General features: G+C 69.6%; 20 protein-coding genes, 1 tRNA gene and 1 pseudogene. 11 read left to right on the forward strand and 11 right to left on the reverse strand.

The annotated features are described in order from the left end of the window. The first annotated feature begins 44 nt into the window (after positions 1–44). A complete protein-coding gene (locus tag ACWD1Z_RS27210) occupies positions 45–536 on the forward strand; it encodes a DUF2243 domain-containing protein (RefSeq protein ID WP_451122217.1) in 492 nt (163 codons plus the stop codon). After that, the gene (locus tag ACWD1Z_RS27215) at positions 533–1,462 is read left to right on the forward strand and encodes a cytochrome c oxidase assembly protein (RefSeq protein WP_451122218.1); all 930 of its coding nucleotides are present in this window, start codon (positions 533–535) and stop codon (positions 1,460–1,462) included. Before ACWD1Z_RS27210 ends, ACWD1Z_RS27215 begins: the two co-directional genes overlap by 4 nt. Positions 1,463–1,584: 122 nt before the next feature. Here the strand turns inward: ACWD1Z_RS27215 and ACWD1Z_RS27220 are convergent, their stop codons facing one another. Beyond that, entirely contained in the window at positions 1,585–2,205 is a 621-nt protein-coding gene (locus tag ACWD1Z_RS27220; RefSeq protein WP_451122219.1) for a TetR/AcrR family transcriptional regulator, read from the reverse strand. A gap of 51 nt (positions 2,206–2,256) precedes the next feature. Here ACWD1Z_RS27220 and ACWD1Z_RS27225 point away from each other — a divergent pair, with 51 nt between their 5' ends. Then, the gene (locus ACWD1Z_RS27225) at positions 2,257–2,808 is read left to right on the forward strand and encodes a GNAT family N-acetyltransferase (RefSeq protein WP_451122220.1); all 552 of its coding nucleotides are present in this window, start codon (positions 2,257–2,259) and stop codon (positions 2,806–2,808) included. A 69-nt stretch (positions 2,809–2,877) separates the two neighbouring features. Here ACWD1Z_RS27225 and ACWD1Z_RS27230 read toward each other — a convergent pair whose 3' ends face one another. Together ACWD1Z_RS27230 and ACWD1Z_RS27235 are read right to left on the reverse strand one after the other, a co-directional pair. Continuing rightward, positions 2,878–3,807 carry a GNAT family N-acetyltransferase gene (locus ACWD1Z_RS27230; RefSeq protein WP_451122221.1) on the reverse strand — a complete coding sequence of 310 codons (930 nt, stop codon included), beginning with the start codon at positions 3,805–3,807 and terminating at the stop codon, positions 2,878–2,880. A gap of 155 nt (positions 3,808–3,962) precedes the next feature. Then, positions 3,963–4,247 (reverse strand): annotated as a pseudogene (locus ACWD1Z_RS27235) (hypothetical protein); the annotation flags it as partial. Positions 4,248–4,530: 283 nt separating this feature from the next. Here ACWD1Z_RS27235 and ACWD1Z_RS27240 point away from each other — a divergent pair. From ACWD1Z_RS27240 to ACWD1Z_RS27250, 3 genes are read left to right on the forward strand one after another with little or no spacing between them, the layout of a single operon-like run. After that, a complete protein-coding gene (locus tag ACWD1Z_RS27240) occupies positions 4,531–5,340 on the forward strand; it encodes an alpha/beta fold hydrolase (RefSeq protein ID WP_451122222.1) in 810 nt (269 codons plus the stop codon). Continuing rightward, positions 5,340–6,605: a PP2C family protein-serine/threonine phosphatase gene (locus tag ACWD1Z_RS27245; RefSeq protein WP_451122241.1), complete on the forward strand. Its 1,266-nt coding sequence runs from the start codon at positions 5,340–5,342 to the stop codon at positions 6,603–6,605. Before ACWD1Z_RS27240 ends, ACWD1Z_RS27245 begins: the two co-directional genes overlap by 1 nt. Next, positions 6,602–6,961: an STAS domain-containing protein gene (locus tag ACWD1Z_RS27250; protein WP_451122223.1), complete on the forward strand. Its 360-nt coding sequence runs from the start codon at positions 6,602–6,604 to the stop codon at positions 6,959–6,961. Before ACWD1Z_RS27245 ends, ACWD1Z_RS27250 begins: the two co-directional genes overlap by 4 nt. Positions 6,962–6,978: 17 nt before the next feature. On the opposite strand, the gene ACWD1Z_RS27255 is transcribed toward ACWD1Z_RS27250, so the two are convergent. The 3 genes from ACWD1Z_RS27255 to ACWD1Z_RS27265 all read right to left on the reverse strand — a co-directional run bounded on the left by ACWD1Z_RS27255 (position 6,979) and on the right by ACWD1Z_RS27265 (position 9,090). Then, a complete protein-coding gene (locus tag ACWD1Z_RS27255) occupies positions 6,979–7,470 on the reverse strand; it encodes an SRPBCC family protein (protein WP_451122224.1) in 492 nt (163 codons plus the stop codon). Then, positions 7,467–7,859 (reverse strand): metalloregulator ArsR/SmtB family transcription factor, encoded by a 393-nt coding sequence (locus ACWD1Z_RS27260; protein WP_451122225.1) that lies wholly within the window; start codon positions 7,857–7,859, stop codon positions 7,467–7,469. The genes ACWD1Z_RS27255 and ACWD1Z_RS27260 overlap by 4 nt, the downstream gene beginning before the upstream one ends. Before the next feature lie 64 nt (positions 7,860–7,923). Continuing rightward, entirely contained in the window at positions 7,924–9,090 is a 1,167-nt protein-coding gene (locus ACWD1Z_RS27265; protein WP_451122226.1) for a serine hydrolase domain-containing protein, read from the reverse strand. A 121-nt stretch (positions 9,091–9,211) separates the two neighbouring features. Here ACWD1Z_RS27265 and ACWD1Z_RS27270 point away from each other — a divergent pair, with 121 nt between their 5' ends. Next, positions 9,212–9,673 (forward strand): hypothetical protein, encoded by a 462-nt coding sequence (locus ACWD1Z_RS27270; RefSeq protein ID WP_451122227.1) that lies wholly within the window; start codon positions 9,212–9,214, stop codon positions 9,671–9,673. A gap of 237 nt (positions 9,674–9,910) precedes the next feature. Continuing rightward, on the forward strand, positions 9,911–10,747 hold the full coding sequence (locus ACWD1Z_RS27275) for a class II glutamine amidotransferase (RefSeq protein ID WP_451122228.1): 837 nt from the start codon (positions 9,911–9,913) through the stop codon (positions 10,745–10,747). 82 nt (positions 10,748–10,829) lie between these two features. Here the strand turns inward: ACWD1Z_RS27275 and ACWD1Z_RS27280 are convergent, their stop codons facing one another. Then, on the reverse strand, positions 10,830–12,707 hold the full coding sequence (locus tag ACWD1Z_RS27280; RefSeq protein ID WP_451122229.1) for an RICIN domain-containing protein: 1,878 nt from the start codon (positions 12,705–12,707) through the stop codon (positions 10,830–10,832). A 198-nt stretch (positions 12,708–12,905) separates the two neighbouring features. Between ACWD1Z_RS27280 and ACWD1Z_RS27285 the strand changes: the two genes are divergently transcribed. Then, positions 12,906–13,544: a TetR family transcriptional regulator gene (locus tag ACWD1Z_RS27285; RefSeq protein ID WP_451122230.1), complete on the forward strand. Its 639-nt coding sequence runs from the start codon at positions 12,906–12,908 to the stop codon at positions 13,542–13,544. Between the two features lie 73 nt (positions 13,545–13,617). On the opposite strand, the gene ACWD1Z_RS27290 is transcribed toward ACWD1Z_RS27285, so the two are convergent. The 4 genes from ACWD1Z_RS27290 to ACWD1Z_RS27305 form a co-directional block, all read right to left on the reverse strand. Beyond that, a tRNA-Met gene (locus ACWD1Z_RS27290) sits at positions 13,618–13,691 on the reverse strand. A gap of 65 nt (positions 13,692–13,756) precedes the next feature. Further along, on the reverse strand, positions 13,757–14,275 hold the full coding sequence (locus ACWD1Z_RS27295; protein ID WP_451122242.1) for a GNAT family N-acetyltransferase: 519 nt from the start codon (positions 14,273–14,275) through the stop codon (positions 13,757–13,759). A 136-nt stretch (positions 14,276–14,411) separates the two neighbouring features. Next, positions 14,412–15,197, reverse strand: a complete 786-nt coding sequence (locus tag ACWD1Z_RS27300; RefSeq protein ID WP_451122231.1) for a hypothetical protein — start codon at positions 15,195–15,197, stop codon at positions 14,412–14,414. Positions 15,198–15,295: 98 nt separating this feature from the next. Further along, positions 15,296–16,264: an AraC family transcriptional regulator gene (locus tag ACWD1Z_RS27305; RefSeq protein ID WP_451122232.1), complete on the reverse strand. Its 969-nt coding sequence runs from the start codon at positions 16,262–16,264 to the stop codon at positions 15,296–15,298. 137 nt (positions 16,265–16,401) lie between these two features. Here ACWD1Z_RS27305 and ACWD1Z_RS27310 point away from each other — a divergent pair, with 137 nt between their 5' ends. Beyond that, entirely contained in the window at positions 16,402–16,698 is a 297-nt protein-coding gene (locus ACWD1Z_RS27310) for a DUF1330 domain-containing protein (RefSeq protein WP_451122233.1), read from the forward strand. Positions 16,699–16,861: 163 nt separating this feature from the next. Beyond that, the gene (locus tag ACWD1Z_RS27315; RefSeq protein ID WP_451122234.1) at positions 16,862–17,377 is read left to right on the forward strand and encodes a hypothetical protein; all 516 of its coding nucleotides are present in this window, start codon (positions 16,862–16,864) and stop codon (positions 17,375–17,377) included. Positions 17,378–17,417 lie beyond the last annotated feature (40 nt).

The following is a 17,417-nucleotide window of genomic DNA, read 5'->3' on the forward strand; positions in this document are numbered from 1 at the left end:
CGGCAGCTGAATCACCGCAGGCGGTGAGCAGGAAAGGAAGAGCCATGAGGGACTCCGTCGGGTCCGACACCGCACCGGGCACCGGCCTCGCGGCCCGCAGGTCCATGGCCGTCTGCGCGCTGATCGGGGCGGCGGTCATGGCCTCGGTCGACGAGATCGTCTTCCATCAGATCCTGGGCTGGCACCACTTCTACGATCGCTCCACCTCCGGCGTCGGCCTGCTGTCCGACGGACTGCTGCACACCGCCGAACTGCTCGCCCTGGTGGCCGGGTTCTTCCTCTACGCCGATCTGCGCCGCCGCAGGGCCCTGGCGTCGGCCCACGCGTGGGCGGGGTTCTTCCTCGGCCTGGGGATCTTCCAGCTGTTCGACGGAGTCGTGGACCACAAGCTGCTGCGCCTGCATCAGATCCGCTACGGCGTCGACGTCACGCCGTACGACTGGGCGTGGAACATCACCGGGCTGGTCCTGCTGCTCATCGGCGTGCTCCTGGCCCTTCGCGCGGGCCGCCGGAGCGGTGCCGGCCCGGCATCGTGACCTTCGCGCACGTCCACCCCGACCCGGTGCCGGCCGAGTCGCTCCCCGCCGTGGCCGCGCTGCTGGTGGCCCTGGCGTACCTGCTGGCCGCGGGGCGGCTGCGGCGTCGCGGGGATGCCTGGCCCCGGTGGCGGGATGTGTCGTTCACCGCCGCGGGCGTCGGTACGGCCTGGGCGGCATGGGGAGCTCTGCCGGGCGGACCGTTCACCGGGCACATGATCCAGCACCTCCTCATCGGCATGGCCGCCCCGCTGCTGTTCGTCGTCGCCCGCCCCTTCACCCTCGCTCTGCGAGCCCTCGGTCCCGGCCGCGCACGACGCGCTCTGCTGCTTCTCACGCGTTCTCGTTGTATCGGCTGGCTCGTCTTCCCTCCGCTGGCAGCCCTGCTCGACGTGGGCGGCATGTGGCTGCTCCTCCGCACCGAGCTGTTCGCGGCCATGCGGCACGAGCCCTTGCTGCACGGCGTGGTGCACGCGCACATGCTGGCGGCGGGGCTCGTGTTCACCTTCGCCGTGTGCCAGCTCGATCCGGTGCGCCGACGGTGGAGTGTCGCCGTACGCGCTACCACCTTGCTCGCCGCCGGCGCCGCGCACGCGGTGCTCGCCAAGACGCTGTACGCGCTGCCGCCGCCCGGCACCGACTTCACCCCTGCCGACCTGCACAGCGGAGCCCAGTGGATGTACTACGGCGGCGACTTGGTGGACGCGGCCTTGGCCGTGGTGCTGGGGGTGGGCTGGTACACGGCCGGCGGACGGGCCCGCGCCCGTCGCATCCGCCAGGAGTCCGAACCGACCGGCTCCCGGCAGCTGACCGGGATGGCCGGGGCGCTCCTGGCCCCGCCCCACCCGCACCCTGGCACCGAGCCGGCGGCGAAGGACCTGACAGCCCCTGCGAGACATCACCGCCCGTTCACGCCAAGCAGTTGAGCCCGTGGGCATTGGTAGAAGAGTTCCGGGTCACCTTCGTCCAGGCCGTGAAGCAGACCGGCCGGGCTCCAGCGGGCACGCTGCAGCAGCAGTTGCGTGTTGACCCGATAAGCGGTGGGCAGTCAGGATCGCGGGGAGCGCCTGTCACTGGACTGATCACAGGCCGTCAGCGAGGCCAGGTAGGCATCGAGGAGCTGGACCTGCCGCTGCGGCGGGAACCCCGCCGGGGCGAACAGTGCCTGCACCACCAGGCCCAGCACGAAGGACTGGGCGCCGGCCGCGATGTCCGCGGGGTCGCCCGGTGGCAGTTCGCCCAGCTCTTGGGCCGCGATGACGCGCTCGGTGAGCCTGTCGCGGCTTGCGGCGTACCGGCGGGCGTGGTCGGCGCTCAGGTCGGGGTCGGCGAGCGCGGCATCCCAGGACGACACCCAGATCCGGTTGCTGTCGGTGGCCTCGGGAGTCAGCGGCAGGATGTCCAGCAGCGCATCCCTGAAGGCGGCGTATCCCCTGCCCGAGTCCCGGCGGGGACGGGCGAGCGTGCGCTGTTCGAGCAGGTCGAGGGCGTACTCCACCAGGGCGCGCTTGGTGGGGAAGTAGTGCGTGAGCAGACCGGTGGTCGCGCCTAGTTCGGCGGCGACGGTGCGCAGGGTCAGGCCGGCGAAGCCGCGGGCGGCCATGACCTGCCAGACCGCCTCGGAGACATCGCGTCGGCGTGCCTCGTGATCTCCCTTGGTGCGTGGCATGCCACCACGGTACATTTCCACAACACCTGTTATGCAAATGGGGAGGTCCTCATGCTCTCGCTGCCGCTGCGCGACGACGCCCGCCTCGGCCCGCTGGAGGTCTGGCACGCCGAAGAGTTCGCCGCCCACCTCGACCGCGCGCGTGAGCACATCCGGCCCTGGGTCGGGCCGTCCTTCGTCACGGACGACGTGGCCGGGGCGCGCGCCACACTGCGGCGGTACGCGGAACGCCAAGCGGACGACGGCGCCCGCCTGTACGGCATCCGGCGGGACGGAGTCCTGGTCGGCGGCGTGATGTTCACCGCCTTCGACGCCGCGGCCGGTTCGTGCGAGGTCGGCTGCCGGCTGGAACCGGCCGCGGAGGGCCAGGGGCTGGTCACCCCGGCGTGCCGGGCATTGCTGGACTGGGCGTTCACCTCCCGGGGACTGCACCGGGCCGAGTGGCACTGCCGGGCCGACAACGAACGCAGCTCGGCGGTGGCCAAGCGGCTCGGCATGACGCTCGAAGGAGTGCGCCGCGAGGCATGGCCCTACGAGGGCACGCGCTACGACAAGCAGCTCTGGGCGGTCCTTGCCACCGAATGGCGAGCCCTGAGCCAGTGACCGGGGCCCGCCCGCCTAGGAGTCGCCCGTTACGGAACAAGGGGCGACTCCGAGCGGGCAGGCTCGCCTTCACCCGGCGCTGGGAGCAGGTTCGTCGTCCCAGGCCATGGAGCACATCCGCCAGCCGGCGGGGGTCCGCAGGTACTGGGTGGTTTTGTGGCCGCGGCCCTCGAAGCGTTCTCCGTGCCGGAACCCGGACTTGCCGTACACACTGAACCGGTGGGCGACCGATCCGAACATCTCGGTCCGCTCGGAGATCTCCCACTCCGAGAACTCCGTCAGCGTGCCGTCGGTGAGCATCTTCTGTCGCGGCTCGATGAACGCGTCGAGGTCCATGACGCAGGGCTCGCCCCCGACGTTCGAGATGATCCTCCCCTCCGGCACGAACAGGTGCCGGATGACTTCCAGATCGGGCTGCCTGCCGTCGGTATTGGTGAAGGAACTCATGAACAGGCCCATCAGACGGTCGAGTTCGGCCTGGACGCAGGCCCTCGGCACGTTCTGGCCGTGCACCGGCGGCCACTCATGGGACAGCACCGACCAGACTTCACTGTCCTGCCGTACGCCGCGGGCGGTCCCGCGCTCACGGAGTACGCCGTCCCTGGTCATGCCCAGCCGGCGGGCGACGGCGATGCTGCGCACGTCGTCCGCGGTGACCCACCATTCGACGCGGCTCATCCCCCGTTCGGCGAATGCCCAGTCGATCAGCGCCCGGCCCGCCCGCGTCTCAAGGTCGTGGTCCCGCGCGGCCTGCTCCGGCCGGCAGCTGATCTCACACACTCCGGTGAGGGTGTCGAGGCAGGCGAAGACGGCAGCGCCGACGAGGACACCTTCTCGCCATATCCCGTACAACCGCCCTGCGCCGGAGGCCAGTTGGTCGGCGTATCGCCGGCGGTAGGTCTCCGCGGGGTCGGGATCGGTGTGTGCGGTGAGTTCCGGTGCCTGCCAGGGCTCCAGGGGCCGGAGTTCAGCGTCGTCACCGAGCGCAAGAGTGAACATGGGCGGTCGGCCCTCCAAGTCCTCGTGGCGCGTCGGCGAGGGGCGCCCGCACGCATATACATAACAGCTGTTGGGTGATTCAGGCTAGCAGTCGGCCTGGGCCGCGGTCGTCGACCGGAAGGTGACCGCTGGGGGGATCGGGCAGCTGCGCTACCTCACCGGCGTGGGCGGGGACGGCGGTCTGCTGCCGTCCAGAGCTCGATCGCGTCGGGGTGGCGGTCACGCCGTATTCGGCCGCAGCGGGCGTCGCGGTCGAAGGTGCCCAGGATCTCGCAGGGCCCGCCCTCGGCGCCGAGGGTGATGCGAAAGCGCCGGTGGCCGGGCAGGAGGCTGGCGGCGTCGGACAGCACCACCAGCCATTCGCGGACGAGGAGGGCGCGCACCCTCGAGGGATTGTCGGGCGGCGGGTCGGCCATCCGCTGACGCATCACGCTCACCCCGATACTCACGGTCACCCGCAGGAACAGCACGCACCCCGGCTGACGGCCCCGCGGGAAGCTGCGCCTCCCCACCACGACCGGCGACCCCGGTCCTCGCTGACCGTCGTCCGGGCCGGCCTCAGCGCCTTCCGTGACAGCCCTCCCTGGGCCTGCCGACCAAGTGAGCCTCGCCGACCATCCCGGCGCCGCCGTCACCCCCCGCCCGGCGGCGCGAGCCGGAGGCCGCCGACCCGCCTGTGCCGCTGCAATCCTCGAAGCCATGTGGTCTGCGAGGATGTCCCGTATGGACGTTCGGATCAGGAACCATGTGACGGTGACCGGGCGGACCGGCGCGCCGGTGGTGGTGCTGGCGCACGGTTTCGGGTGTGACCAGAACATGTGGCGTCTGGTGGCACCGGCACTGGAGCGCGATTTCACCGTAGTCCTCTTCGATCATGTGGGCTCCGGAAACTCGCACCTGGCGGCCTGGAGCCCGGACCGCCACGGGTCGATGGACGGATACGCCGACGATGTGCTGGAGGTATGCCGGGATCTCGCGCTGGGTCCGGTCACGTTCGTGGGTCATTCGGTGAGCGCCATGATGGGCGTGCTGGCAGCCGCTCGCGAGCCGGAGGCGTTCGCCGGGCTGGTGCTCCTCGCCCCGTCCCCCTGCTTCATCGACGACCCGGCCACGGGCTACCGGGGCGGCTTCAGCTCCGCCGACATCGACGAGCTGCTCGAATCGCTGGACGCGAACTATCTCGGCTGGTCGGGCACGATGGCCCCAGTGATCATGGGCAACCCGGAGCGACCCGAACTGGGTGAGGAGCTGACCAACAGCTTCTGCCGTACGGACCCGGAGATCGCGCGGGTCTTCGCCCGGGTGACGTTCCTGTCCGACAACCGCTCCGACCTCGCGGCGGTGCGGGTGCCCACGCTGATCGCCCAGTGCTCCCGTGACGCGATCGCCCCGCCCGAGGTGGGCGCGTTCGTCCACGCCCAGATTCCGGGCAGCCAACTGATCACGCTGAACGCCACGGGGCACTGCCCCCAGCTCGCCGCCCCGGAAGAGACCGCCGAGGCGATCGCCGCGTTCGTGAAGGCCACCCGATGATGTGCGCCACCGGCGAGGGTGCCGACAACAACGATCCGGACGACGACCCGAGCGCGGCGGACGAGGCGGCCCGGTTCTCGGCCCTGCTGGAGGACAGCGCCGAGGACCTGTATGAACACGCCCCCTGCGGCTATCTGTCAACGCTGCTGGACGGCCGGATCGCCAAGGTCAACACCACGCTGCTGGACTGGCTCGGCTACGAGCGAGGCGAGCTGGTGGGCCGTCGGGCCTTCTCCGATCTCCTGACCGTCGGCGGCCGGCTCTACCACGAGACCCATTTCGCCCCGCTGCTGCGGATGCAGGGCGAGGTCAGTGGTGTCGCGCTGGAACTGAAGGCGGCCGACGGCTCCCGGCTGCCCGTCATGGTCACCTCGACGGTCAAGACCGGCAGTGACGGACAGCCCCTGCTGATCCGCACCACCCTCTTCGACGCCCGCGACCGCCGCGCCTACGAGGCGGAACTGCTGCGCGCCCGTCAGGAAGCCGAACGCGAACGCAACCGTCTGCTGCAGCTGAACAACACCCTCCAGCAGACCCTGCTGCCCCCCGTGCTGGCGAACGTGCCTGGTCTGGACGTCGCCGCGCACTACCACATCGCCTCCGTCGACGAGGTCGGCGGCGACTTCTACGACCTGTTCCCCCTCGCCGCCGGCACCTGGGGCATGTTCCTGGGCGATGTGTGCGGCAAGGGCGCCGCCGCGGCCGTCATCACCTCCCTGGCCCGCTACACCCTGCGCGCGGCCGCCGTGTACGACCCGGATCCGGCCGCCGTCCTCGGCAACCTCAACACGGTCCTCAACCACGAGTACTCCGGCACCGACCCCCGCTTCTGCACGGTCATCTTCAGCCTGCTCACCCCCGACCTCCACCAGGGCGGCTTCAGGATCGTCCTGGCCAGCGGCGGGCACCCTCCGGCCCTGCTGATGCGTGCCGACGGCACCGCCGACTTCCTGCCCACCCCCGAGGGGCAGCTCATCGGCGTCCTGCCGGACGCCCACGTCGCCACCACCACCGTCCACCTCGCCCCCGGTGACACCTTGCTCCTGTACACCGACGGCCTCACCGAAGCCCACACCGGCGCGGGCGACGAGGACCGGTACGGAGACGACGCTCTCCTCGCCTTCGGCCGCGACCTCGCCCCCACGACGGCGTCGGACACCATCGGAGCAGTGCGCGGGCTGCTCACCACCTTCGGCACCGGCGTGGAAGACGACACCGCCGTCCTCGCGGTCCACGTGCCCCGAACCACCAGTGAGCAGCCATGACCGAGCACCTGACCCTGCGCACCGGCACCACCGCCACCGGAGCGGTCCTGGAACTCTCCGGGGAGCTGGACCACCACACCGCAGCCGAGGTGCGGGCCGCCCTCGCAGAGCTGGAACTGCGTGCGGGGCAGCAGCTGGTCCTCGATCTGGCGGGGGTCACGTGCTGCGACTCCAGCGGCATCACCGTCCTGATCGCCGCCCGCAACCACGCCTTGGCCGCCGACGCGACGATCGCGTTGGCCGCGGTTCCCGAGCGCGTCTGCCGGATCTTCCGCCTCGTGGGCCTGGAACAGGTCTTCCCTGTCCATCCCAGCGCCCAGGCCGCCGAAGACGCCTGGCACCCCGGCTCGAGCTGACCGACCACCTGCCAGGCTCAGACCAGGGACTCGAAGTACGCCTTCTGCGCGGGGTAGTAGTCCGCGAAGTCGGGCCGCGGCTCGTCCTTGCGTGCAGCGGTGAGCATGTCCAGGTAGTACTCCCAGCCCGGGCCGGTGTCGCCGAGGTGCTCGGTGGAAGCGAGGTGATGGATCAGCCGGAGTTCGGTGATGCCGGCAGCTTCGGCCAGCAGCAGCTCCATCGACCAGGTTCCGGCCTCGTCCTCCATCAAGATCGCGAGGCGGTGCGGTGGTTCGCACGCTTCGATCCGCAAGGGGCACCAAGGCACCGACTTCTCGAACACCATCTGCACCTCGATGGTGCGGCCGGGCCCCGCCTCGCCGCGCCACGGGCCGAACCAGCGGGCAGTGCGCTCCGGCTCGGTGACACTCGCCCACACGTCGTCGATGGAGGCACGGTAGGTGCGGGTGAGGATCAGATCGTGCCCCGTCGGCGTGGAGATGAGCTGTCCGGTGGGCTCAAGGGTCATGCCGTGTCCTCCTTGGAGTGGTGCAAGGGGTGCGGAACACTGGCGGGCTCCGCGCGATTGCGCTCCCGCCGAGTGCGGTGTACTTCGGTCTCCAATGCCCCCAAACGCTGCGTCCAGTCGACCTTCGCGGCGTCGAACCGGGCCAGCCAGGCGGCGAGGCCTTCCATCCGGGAGCGGACGAGCGAGTAACGCCGATGGCGCCCGATCTGCTGGTCCACGACCAGCCCGCTCTCCCGCAGCACGCGCAGGTGGCGGCTGACCGCGGGCCGGCTGATGGCGAACCGGGCAGCGATGTCGCCTGCCGTCAGCGGAGAGCGGCGCAACATCATCAGGATCTCCCGGCGCACCGGATCGGCGATGGCGTCGGCCACCTCGCTCAACTCGTCCACCCGAAAAGCGTAACCCATCGGTTACGCGTTTACGAGGGGCTGCCGGCGACGAGGCCGAGGGCCCTCAGGGCTCTTCCGCGCGGACACGGTCCGCGACACCCAGCGTCAGCGCCTCCGCCTGCTCCTCCAGGTTCCATCTCCCCTCGCGATAGGCGTGGTTGCTGATCCAGAACACGAGGACGCCGTCGCGCAGGGAACGGCTCACAAGTCCCAGGGACCAGTCGTTACCGCCGTCGTGCCAGGCGACGGGTCCGTCCGGGGTGTCGCCTAGGGTCCACCCGTATCCGTACGAGCTGTCCGACCCCGGCTCCTGAACGCGGGGTTGGAAGAGCTTGTCCCTGGCGTGCGCCGGCAGGACGTCATCCCCCAGGAGCGCCCGGTGCCAACGGAACATGTCCTCGGCGGTGGAGAGCATGCCGCCGTTGCCGCGCAGGTTCCAGTACGGTCCGTCGGCGGCCCAGGGATGGTCGAAGGGCCTGCCCTGACTGCGCCCCTTGCTGTCGTACTCCACCGCGACCAGGTGCCGCGGCCGGCGCGGCAGCACGTATCCCGTCTGTTCCATCCCGGCCGGGCCGAACAGGTGCCGGGCCAGGAAGCGTTCGTACGTCTCCCCCGACGCCTCCTCGACGATCACCGCGAGCAGGCTGTAGCCGGTGTTGGAATAGTGGTACTCCTTGCCCGGCGCGGACTGCAGCTTTGACGACAGGGCTCCGCGTATCAACTCCGCACGGGACACGGGGTCGTAGTCATCACCGAGCCCTTCGACGAGACCCGACGTGTGCGTGAGGAGGTGCTCGACCGTGATGCCGCGCTTGTCGGCGGGCATCGGGCGCTCGTGCCCGAGGAACCGGCTGATCGGATCGCTCACCTGGAGCCGGCCCATCGCCTCCAGCTTCACGATCGCGGCCGCGGTGAACTGCTTCGTCATCGACATGACGTCGTACACCGTCCCGCAGCTCGCAGGCGTGCCGGCGGCCCGGTCGGCCGACCCGAATCCACCGCAGTACGCGAGCCGGTCACCGTGGGCGGCGATCACGGTGCCACCCGGTCCGGCGGGCAGTGTACGGCGGAGGAAGTCGGCGACCGACTCACCGTGACGGGGCTGGGAAGCCGGAGTGCCCAGCGCCGACGGCCCGTCACCGGACTCTCCGGAGCACCCCCCGAGCAAGAGCAGAGCAGCGACGGCAGTCGCGATCGGCCTACGGCGGCGGCGAGACAGAGTCGTACCCACATGACCTCCAACGTCGTTGATCCGCCCCGACGTTCGCCGCCCAATGCCCCGTTCCTCAAGCCATGATGGTGTTCGAGCTTGTGCGAGTTCATGTACGTCCAGGTCAAACAGGGGGATCACGATGACCACAGCACCACCCGCACCGGTCGACACCGACGCGGCCGCCTTCGTGGCGGCACTCGGCCGCCTCAAAGCGTGGTCGGGCCTCAGCTACCGCCAGATGGAACGCCGTGCCGCGCAGGCGGGGCACTCACTGCCCTACTCCACGGCGGCGACCATGCTCGGCAGGGACCGGCTGCCGCGTGCGGAGTTGGTCACCGCGTTCGTGGCGGCATGCGGGCTGCGGGCCGATCAGGCGGAGGCGTGGCTTGATGCGCGGATGACCATCGCGTACGGCGGACAGCCCGTCGCCGTGACCACACCGGCCGCGCGGAACAGGGGCCCTCGGCGGCCTCGTTGGGCGCTCGCCGGGGTCCTGGCGCTCGCCGCCGCACTCCTCGGCGGGACCCTGGCGGCCGGTGCCCACACGGACGACGTGGAGGTCGACGACACGCGGACATCGCTTCAACTGCCGCGTTCCTGACCAGCAGCCGTACGCGGTGTCCAGGTCTCGCAAGGACTGCTGCAGCCCCGCCGCGCGGGCCTCCTCACGGACGCGCGACGCGTCGTTGAAGACGACCCGCAGGTTCGCCCGTATGGCGGTGTGCCGTGAGGGGGGCGAAAATGGGGCTGAGCGGATAAGAGGCTGACGATCAGCGGAGACGGCGGCGCCTGCAAGACGGGACACGGTGAGCTGCCCTGAGAACGCAGGTGATCACTCATGTGCCGATGGCTCGCCTACTCGGGAACGCCCCTGCTTCTCGACACCATCCTCTACCGGCCGGTCCACTCGCTGATCGACCAGAGCCTCCACTCCAAACTGGGCGTCGAGACGACGAACGGCGACGGTGCGGGCATCGGATGGTACACGCAGGAAGACATCGACACGCCCGCCTTGTACCGGGACATCGGCCCCGCCTGGAACAACCGCAACCTGAGGGAGATCGCGACGCATGTCCGCTCCCCGCTGTTCTTCGCCCATATACGGGCCTCCACCGGCAGCGCGGTGCAGCAGACGAACTGCCATCCCTTCCGGCACGGCCGCTGGATGTGGATGCACAACGGTGCCATCGCGGACTTCCCGCTCATGCGCCGTGATCTGTCGCTGCTCGTCGCCCCCGCGCTGTACTCCGCCATCGAGGGAACGACGGACTCGGAGCTGATGTTCTACCTGGCGCTCACCTTCGGTCTGGACGAGGACCCGCCGACCGCGGTGGCCCGGATGGCGGGAGTGGTGGAGCGCATCGGCCGGGAGCACGGCGTGGAGTTCCCGCTGCAGATGACGATCGCCGTGACCGACGGCGATCGCGTGTGGGCCTTCCGCTACTCGAGCCGGCGCGCTTCCCGGTCGTTGTTCTACAGCACCCGCGTGGACGCGCTCCGCAAGCTGCACCCGGATATGGCGTTCCTGCAGGACGTGTCCGACGAGACCCGCCTCATCGTGTCCGAACCCCTCGGTGACCTGCCGGGTGCCTGGAACGAGGTGCCCGAGAGCACCTACGGCGTCGTACGCGGCGGAGCCGGCGAGATGCACCCCTTCGCTCCGGAACCGGCGTGAGGAGGTGTGGGCCAGGACGGCGCGGGCGGGGCCCGGGAGTTGGTACCGGGCCCCGCTGTTGCTCTGCGCTGACGGGAGGGGGTCAGCTGGTCAGGGCGAACTTCTGGGCGCTGGAGCTGTCGCAGGGCTGTTGGGACAGGCGGGCGCCGTTCGCGGTGGAACCGTTGTCGACGGCGAGGCACTTGCCGCTGTGGCGGGCGACGAAGCGGTACTGACCGCTGGTGCCGGTGGTTTCGGGGCGCCACTGCTGGTTGGTGCTGCCGAAGGACGTCCACAGGTGGACCTTGGTGCCGTTGGCTGTGGCTCCGGGGCCGCCGTCGACGTCCCAGACGCGGTTGTTGAACTGGTTGACGACCTGGTAGTAGCCGTCACTGGTGGGGCGTAGCTGCCACTTCTGGTTGGTGCCGGTGCCGCATGCCCACTGCTGCAGGGCGGTGCCGTCACCGGTGCCCCAGTCGGCTGCGTCGAGGCAGGCGTTGCTGCCCGCGTTGACGACGCGGTACCAGGCGGCGGGGTCGATGGGCCCGTTGGGGTCGGGGCCGGTGGTGCCGCCGGCCCAGGTGAGGGTGGCGATGGCCCCGGCCGGGAGGGTGTAGGCGAGGGTCCTGCCGCCTTCGGTCAGCGAGAACCGCTGGGAGGTGGTGGCGGTGTTGACGACGAAGGCGGCGAAGGAGTTGTCGGGGTTCTGGAAGGTGACGTTCTGCACGCCGCCGGAACCCTGGCTGGTGGAACCGACGCGGGTGGCGCCGGGTTTGATGAACTTGGTGACGTGGCCGAGGACGTAGTACTCGGCGTTGCGGGTCACGTTGCCGTTGGCGATCTCGACGACGCCGTTGCAGCGGTTGGCGCAGTGGCCCTGGTGGGGGCCGCCGTTCTGGTCGAGGGCGAGGTTCCAGTTGATGACGGTCTCGCCGCCGTGGCGCATGTTCTGCACGACGAGGTTCTCGGAGTGCCAGCGCAGGGTGTCGGCGAAGGTGGTCGCGGGGTTCGTGCTGTCGGTGCCGGAGCACTCGGTGAAGAAGACCCGCTTTCCGGCGTTGACGACTTGCTGCTGGGCCGAGGGGGCGCCGCCGTAGCAGTGGAAGGCCGCGCCGATGACGCGCTGGATGCCCTGCGTGGAGTTGAAGACCTCCAGGGGGTAGTTCGGGTGATCCCAGTTGTGGTCGTAGGCGAGGATGCTGGTCGGGAGCCCGTTGGCGGTCAGGGTCTGGTCGAGGACCTTCACGAACGCGGCCTGCTCGCCCGACGTCATCGACATCGACGGGTAACTGGTCGCGAACTCGGGCTCGTTCTGGACGGTGAGGTCGCGGAGGGTGATGCCCTGCTGGCCGTACGCCTTGATCGCCTTGACCAGGTAGTCGGCGTACGCCTGGTAGTGGTCGGCCTTGAGGCTGCCGCCGTTGAGGGAGTTGCCGGTCTTCATCCAGGCCGGGGGCGACCACGGGGAGCCCATGAAGCGGATGGCCGGGTTGTGGGCGGTGGCCTGCTTGAGGACGGGGATGATCTCCTGCTGGTCGCGGCCGATGGAGAACGAGCCCTTGGTGTCCTCATAGGTGTAGAAGCCGCCGGAGTTGAAGTCGGTGCTGCCCAGCGGCTGGCGCAGGTAGTTCAGCCCGATGCCCTCGGTGGTGGAGAACAACGACTTCATCAGGTCGGCGCGCTTGTCGGCGGGCAGGCCCTGGATGAGGTGGGCGGAGGCTTCGGTGACCGAGGCGCCGGCGCCGGTGAACTTCTGGCCCTTGGCTGCGGCGTCGACCCGGATGTCGATGGGCTGGGCGGGGCTGTTAAAGGGGACGGTCTCGGCGGCGAGCTTCCTGGATCCGTCGGCCGTGGTGACCCAGACCTGAGCGGTGGGGTCGGCGGCCCGGGCGGTGCCGCCGGCTGCGGCGAGGCCGGAGACGGCGAGTATCAGGGCGGCGCCTGCGGCGCGGGCTCTGGTGGCTGTTCGGACGGACGACACGTGCGGCTCTCCTTCGGTGTGGGGTGACCTGAGACGGGGAGGTGGTGCACCGGCCTGAGCCGGAATTGCGGCGCGTCGTCGTGCTGACGGCCACATGAAAGCACACCTGCTAAGTACTTAGTAAGTGGCCCACGTCACAGTATCTGCGGGCCTTTCGAAAGTTGATCACGGTGAGCGCGACGGCCCTATGCTGGAACGGTGAGTAACCAGTCGGTAAGCGGAACGAACCGGAAAACACAGCCGCGCACCCCCCGCAGCGCGGAGGCCAAGCAGCGCCAGCAGGACATCCTGCGGATCGCGATGGACACATTCGCCGCCCGCGGATACAACAACGCCTCGCTGCAGGAGATCGCCGACCGGGCCGGACTCACACAGGCCGGTGTCCTGCACTACTTCCGCACCAAGGCCCAGTTGCTGACCAGCGTGCTGGAGCTGCGCGACGCGAGCGACATCGAGCAGCTCGGCACCGAGCGCCCGCGCGGACTGGCCTTCCTGCGCCACCTGATCGACACGGTTTCCCGCAACGCCGAGCGCGAGGGCATTGTCCGGCTGTACGCGGTGCTGTCCGCGGAGAGCGTCACGGAGGGCCATCCCGCCCAGGACTTCTTCCGCACCCGCTACGAGGGCCTGCGCGCGATGGTGGTCGAGGCCCTCGAGGAGGCGTGCGAACTCGGCGAGATCCGCGAGGGTACGGCCGTGGAGGACACGGCCAACGCGATCATCGCCGTCATGGACGGGCTGCAGGTGCAGTGGCTGCTGGCGCCGGACCGCGTGGACATGGCCGCCTCCACCGACCGCGCCATCACCGGGCTGCTGGCAGGGCTGACGACATGCTGAGTGTCCGCGGACCGCACATGTGCCGATCATGCGACAGGGCCCGGATCGTAAGGATCCGGGCCCTGTGCGGTAGTAGCGGGGACAGGATTTGAACCTGCGACCTCTGGGTTATGAGCCCAGCGAGCTACCGAGCTGCTCCACCCCGCGTCGGTGAACACCACCCTACGCCATCACCGGGGGTACCCATGACCACAGGGCCGCGCCGACGCAGGTCAGGCTTGCGCAGCGGTGCTCGCCCCCGGCGGGCGCACCATGAAGACGTCGACCGGGTCCTGCGCCTCCACGACGAAGCCGTGGCGGTCATAGAGCCGGCGGGCGGCGCTGCCCTGCAGGACGTTCAACGCCACGGTCATGCCCTGCGCGTCGGTCCCCTCCAGCACCGTGCGCAAGACGGCGGACCCGAGACCTCGGCCCTGGTGGTGCGGAGCGAGGTAGAAGTGCTCCAGCCACTGCCTGCCTTCGGCGGGGCGGAGCGTGAGGCATCCCGCACATTCGCTGTCGACCATGATGATCGACGTGTGCTGAGTGGAGAAGGAATCGCGCAGCCTCTGCCGCACCCGGTGCTCGTCGTAGCGGCCGAGGCGTTCCAGATCCGCGCGCATGACCACGGCCCGCAATTCCGCGATCTTCTCCACGTCCGTAGCCGCCGCGGAACGCAGCGCCCACCCCGCGCCGGATGCCGACAACGCCCGTACGCGCACCGCCCCATCCGCTCTCGTCCGCGTCCCCATACCCCCCGCGTCCATGCCCCCTGCGTCCATGCCCCCTGCGTCCATGGACGGAGTATCTCAGCCCGCTTGCGACGCAACGGGCCGCAGGTCACACCAAAGTCCGGCGTAACCTGGGCGAAGAACACGTGGACGGCGGCTACTTCAAGGTCACGGCGTCCCCGGCGGACACGACCCGTGCGGTCGTGGTGGTGCCGGGGAAGTACCAGCGCCAGCTTCCCGCCGCGGTGGCGGTGACCTTGGTGCTGAGCTTCCCGACGTCGCCGGTCTTCACGGTCTTGACCGTGCTGTAGTGGGCGGCACCGCTCTTCCTGAACTGCAGCTTCACCTCCTGCCCGGCGAAGCCGTGGTACTTCAAGTCCTCCCAGTTGGCCCGGGACAGCTTGCCGGTGACGGTGAGTTGAGCTCCTTCGGCCACGGGCTCGGGGGCGGCGTTCGTGGTGAGCTTGGACGCGCGCTTCATCTTGAACTCGGCGATGTGATCGGAGATCCAGTAGTCACCGTCGTTGGCCTTGACGGTGGCGTTGACCTGCCAGACGCCCGCCGTGCGGTTGACGTTCTCGGGCACGCTGCCCGGGAGCCAGCCCGGAGCGATCGTCATCATGGCCGTGCAGACGGACGTGGTGGAACTTTGCTTCTCGCACCGGGTGTCCACCCAGTCGCTGAAGCCCCAGCCGTTCGTCTTGTTGAACACGCTGACATCCGACAGGCCCTTCACTCCGGAGTCGTCCCGGATGGTGATGGCGATCGGGTACGTGACACGCGCCGATGTTCCGATGATGACGCTCTTCCCGCTGTTCACCACCGTCTTGGTGACCCGGATGTCCCCCCGGCCCTCCGCATGAGCTCCCGCCGCGGCCAACAGCGTCAGGACCGCCGACCCGCTCCCCGTGATCCAGGCGGCCCTGGCCGTTCTGCCTCGCATGATTCCTCTCCTGTGATGTGGGGAGCGAGGTTACACAGCCGGCCGGGCTGTTTCCGCACAAGGGTTCGCCTGACGGCCGAGGGCGCTGTGCCGAGGCGCTACGGTGCGACGGATGCCTCGCTGACGACCGCATGCGATGGCCCGCTCGCGGTGCGGCGGAAGCGGCCGGGGGCGAGGCCGTGCTGGCGTTTGAAGGCGTTGGCGAAGGCGAACTCGGAGGTGTAGCCGACCTGGGCGGCGACGGCCGACAGGGGCGCCTGGGTGTCGCGCAGAATCCGTGCCGCGCTGCTCAGCCGCCACCAGGTGAGGTAGGCCATCGGTGCCCGGCCGACGAGTTGGGTGAAGCGCCGGGCCAGAGCCGTTCTCGACAAGCCGACCTCGCGGGCGAGTTCATGGACCGTCCAGGGGTGCGCGGGTCGGCGGTGCAGGAGGTTGAGTGCCGCGGCGACCGCCGGATCGGCCAGCGCGGCGCACCAGCCGGCCGACGGCCCTACAGCGGACTCCTCCTCCAGCCAGGCGCGCAGCACGTGCACCAGGAGCAGGTCGAGCAGCGCCGGGAGTGCTGCGTCCGCTCCCGGCTTGCCGTGCGCGAGGTCGGCAGCCAGCAGTTCGACCACCGCGGCCAGTGCCGGATGCCGGTCGGGCCCCGCGGGCAGGTGGACGACCTCGGGCAGCGCGCGCAGGAAGGGGTGCACCTGACCCCGGTCGATACGGTACGCGCCGCACAGCAGGACGGTCCCGCCCGCGGTCATCGCATCGCCCTGCCCCAGCAGGTGAGATGAGTCGGTCTCGGGTTCCGGGTCGAGCGGCAGCAGAGCCGCCACGCGGTCTGCACCACTGCTCATCCCGTGCACCGCGCCATGGGGCAGGAAAACGACATCCCCCGCACTCAGCAGCGTCGCCGCGCCCTCAGGAGGCAGCAGCCAGCAGCTGCCCCGCAGAACGATGTGAAACCCGGCGCCCGGATACGGGCCGAAGCGGTTGCCCCACTCCCCCTCACGGCGGGAGAGGCGGAACTTGGCCCGTCCCACCCGCATCGTGGCAATCACATCGCTGACGACATCCATGCGTCGACCCTACGACTTCGTCCCAGCAGTGGGACGCACGCGCATGTTCTGGGCGCGCAGACGCATAGGAAGGCCAACTGGCCCTCCGTACGGTGGAGAACGACCCCACATCCAAGCCTGAACGGAAAGCAGCTGCCATGACCGCTTACGTCGTCATCGATCTTGACGTGACAAACCCCGCCGCATTCCAGGAGTACATCGACGGCGTCACCCCCCTCATCGAAGCCGCCGGTGCCCGCAACCTTCTATTCGACGACAACCCGACCGTTCTGGAGGGCGATTGGAAGCCCGCGACGCTCGTGCTCCACGAGTTCCCCTCCCGAGCGGCACTGCAGACGTTCTGGGACTCCCCCCAGTACCAGCCCTTCAAGGCACTGCGCCGCACCTGCTCCACGGTCAAGGTCGTCGCCGGAGAGAGTCCCGAGGCCCACTGAGACAGGACTTGTCCGTGGCGGACTCGGCATTCGGGGCCTTCGCGCTGACAGGGCGTCCGTTTTGCCCTCTGGCCAACGCGCGTAGAACGCGGGCACCATTCTTCCCGCACCACCTGCACAGCCACCCCCCAGGAATCATGGCCCACCGCAGGAAGGTCCCCACATGAAGGTCATCAAGGCCTTGAGGCTCCGCTCGCTGCTGACCGCTCTCACCCTGGTCGTCGCCCCCGGCGCCGCGGTGCTCGGTACCGCCGGCGACGCCTTCGCCGTCACGAAGATCAGTCACTCCACCGCGACCTCGATGTTCTCGCAGGTCGGCATCACGTGGTCGTCGTCCGGCAACTGCTCCAACCGCAACAACTCCACCTGTACGTCCTTCGAGCAGCTCAACCTGGCCACCGCCCAGGGAGCCCAGACCCTCAAGCGGGCCAGTGGCTGTGCCCTGAACATCACCGGCGGCACCGAGACCGGACACGCCTCCGGCACCTACTCGCACTGGAACGGCTACAAGCTCGACTACAGCAAGTACACCTGCATCGGCAACTACATCAAGAACAACTTCACCTACATCGGCGTGCGCGGAGACGGCGCCCCGCAGTGGCGTTCCGGCTCCGGGAACATCTACGCCGACGAGGGCAACCACTGGGACGTCCTCTACTACAACTGCGGCGGCTGCTGACACGCCTCGGGGGCGGTCGTGCGGAGGGCCTTGGGCCTCC

The organism is Streptomyces sp. NPDC002784 (genome assembly GCF_053592135.1).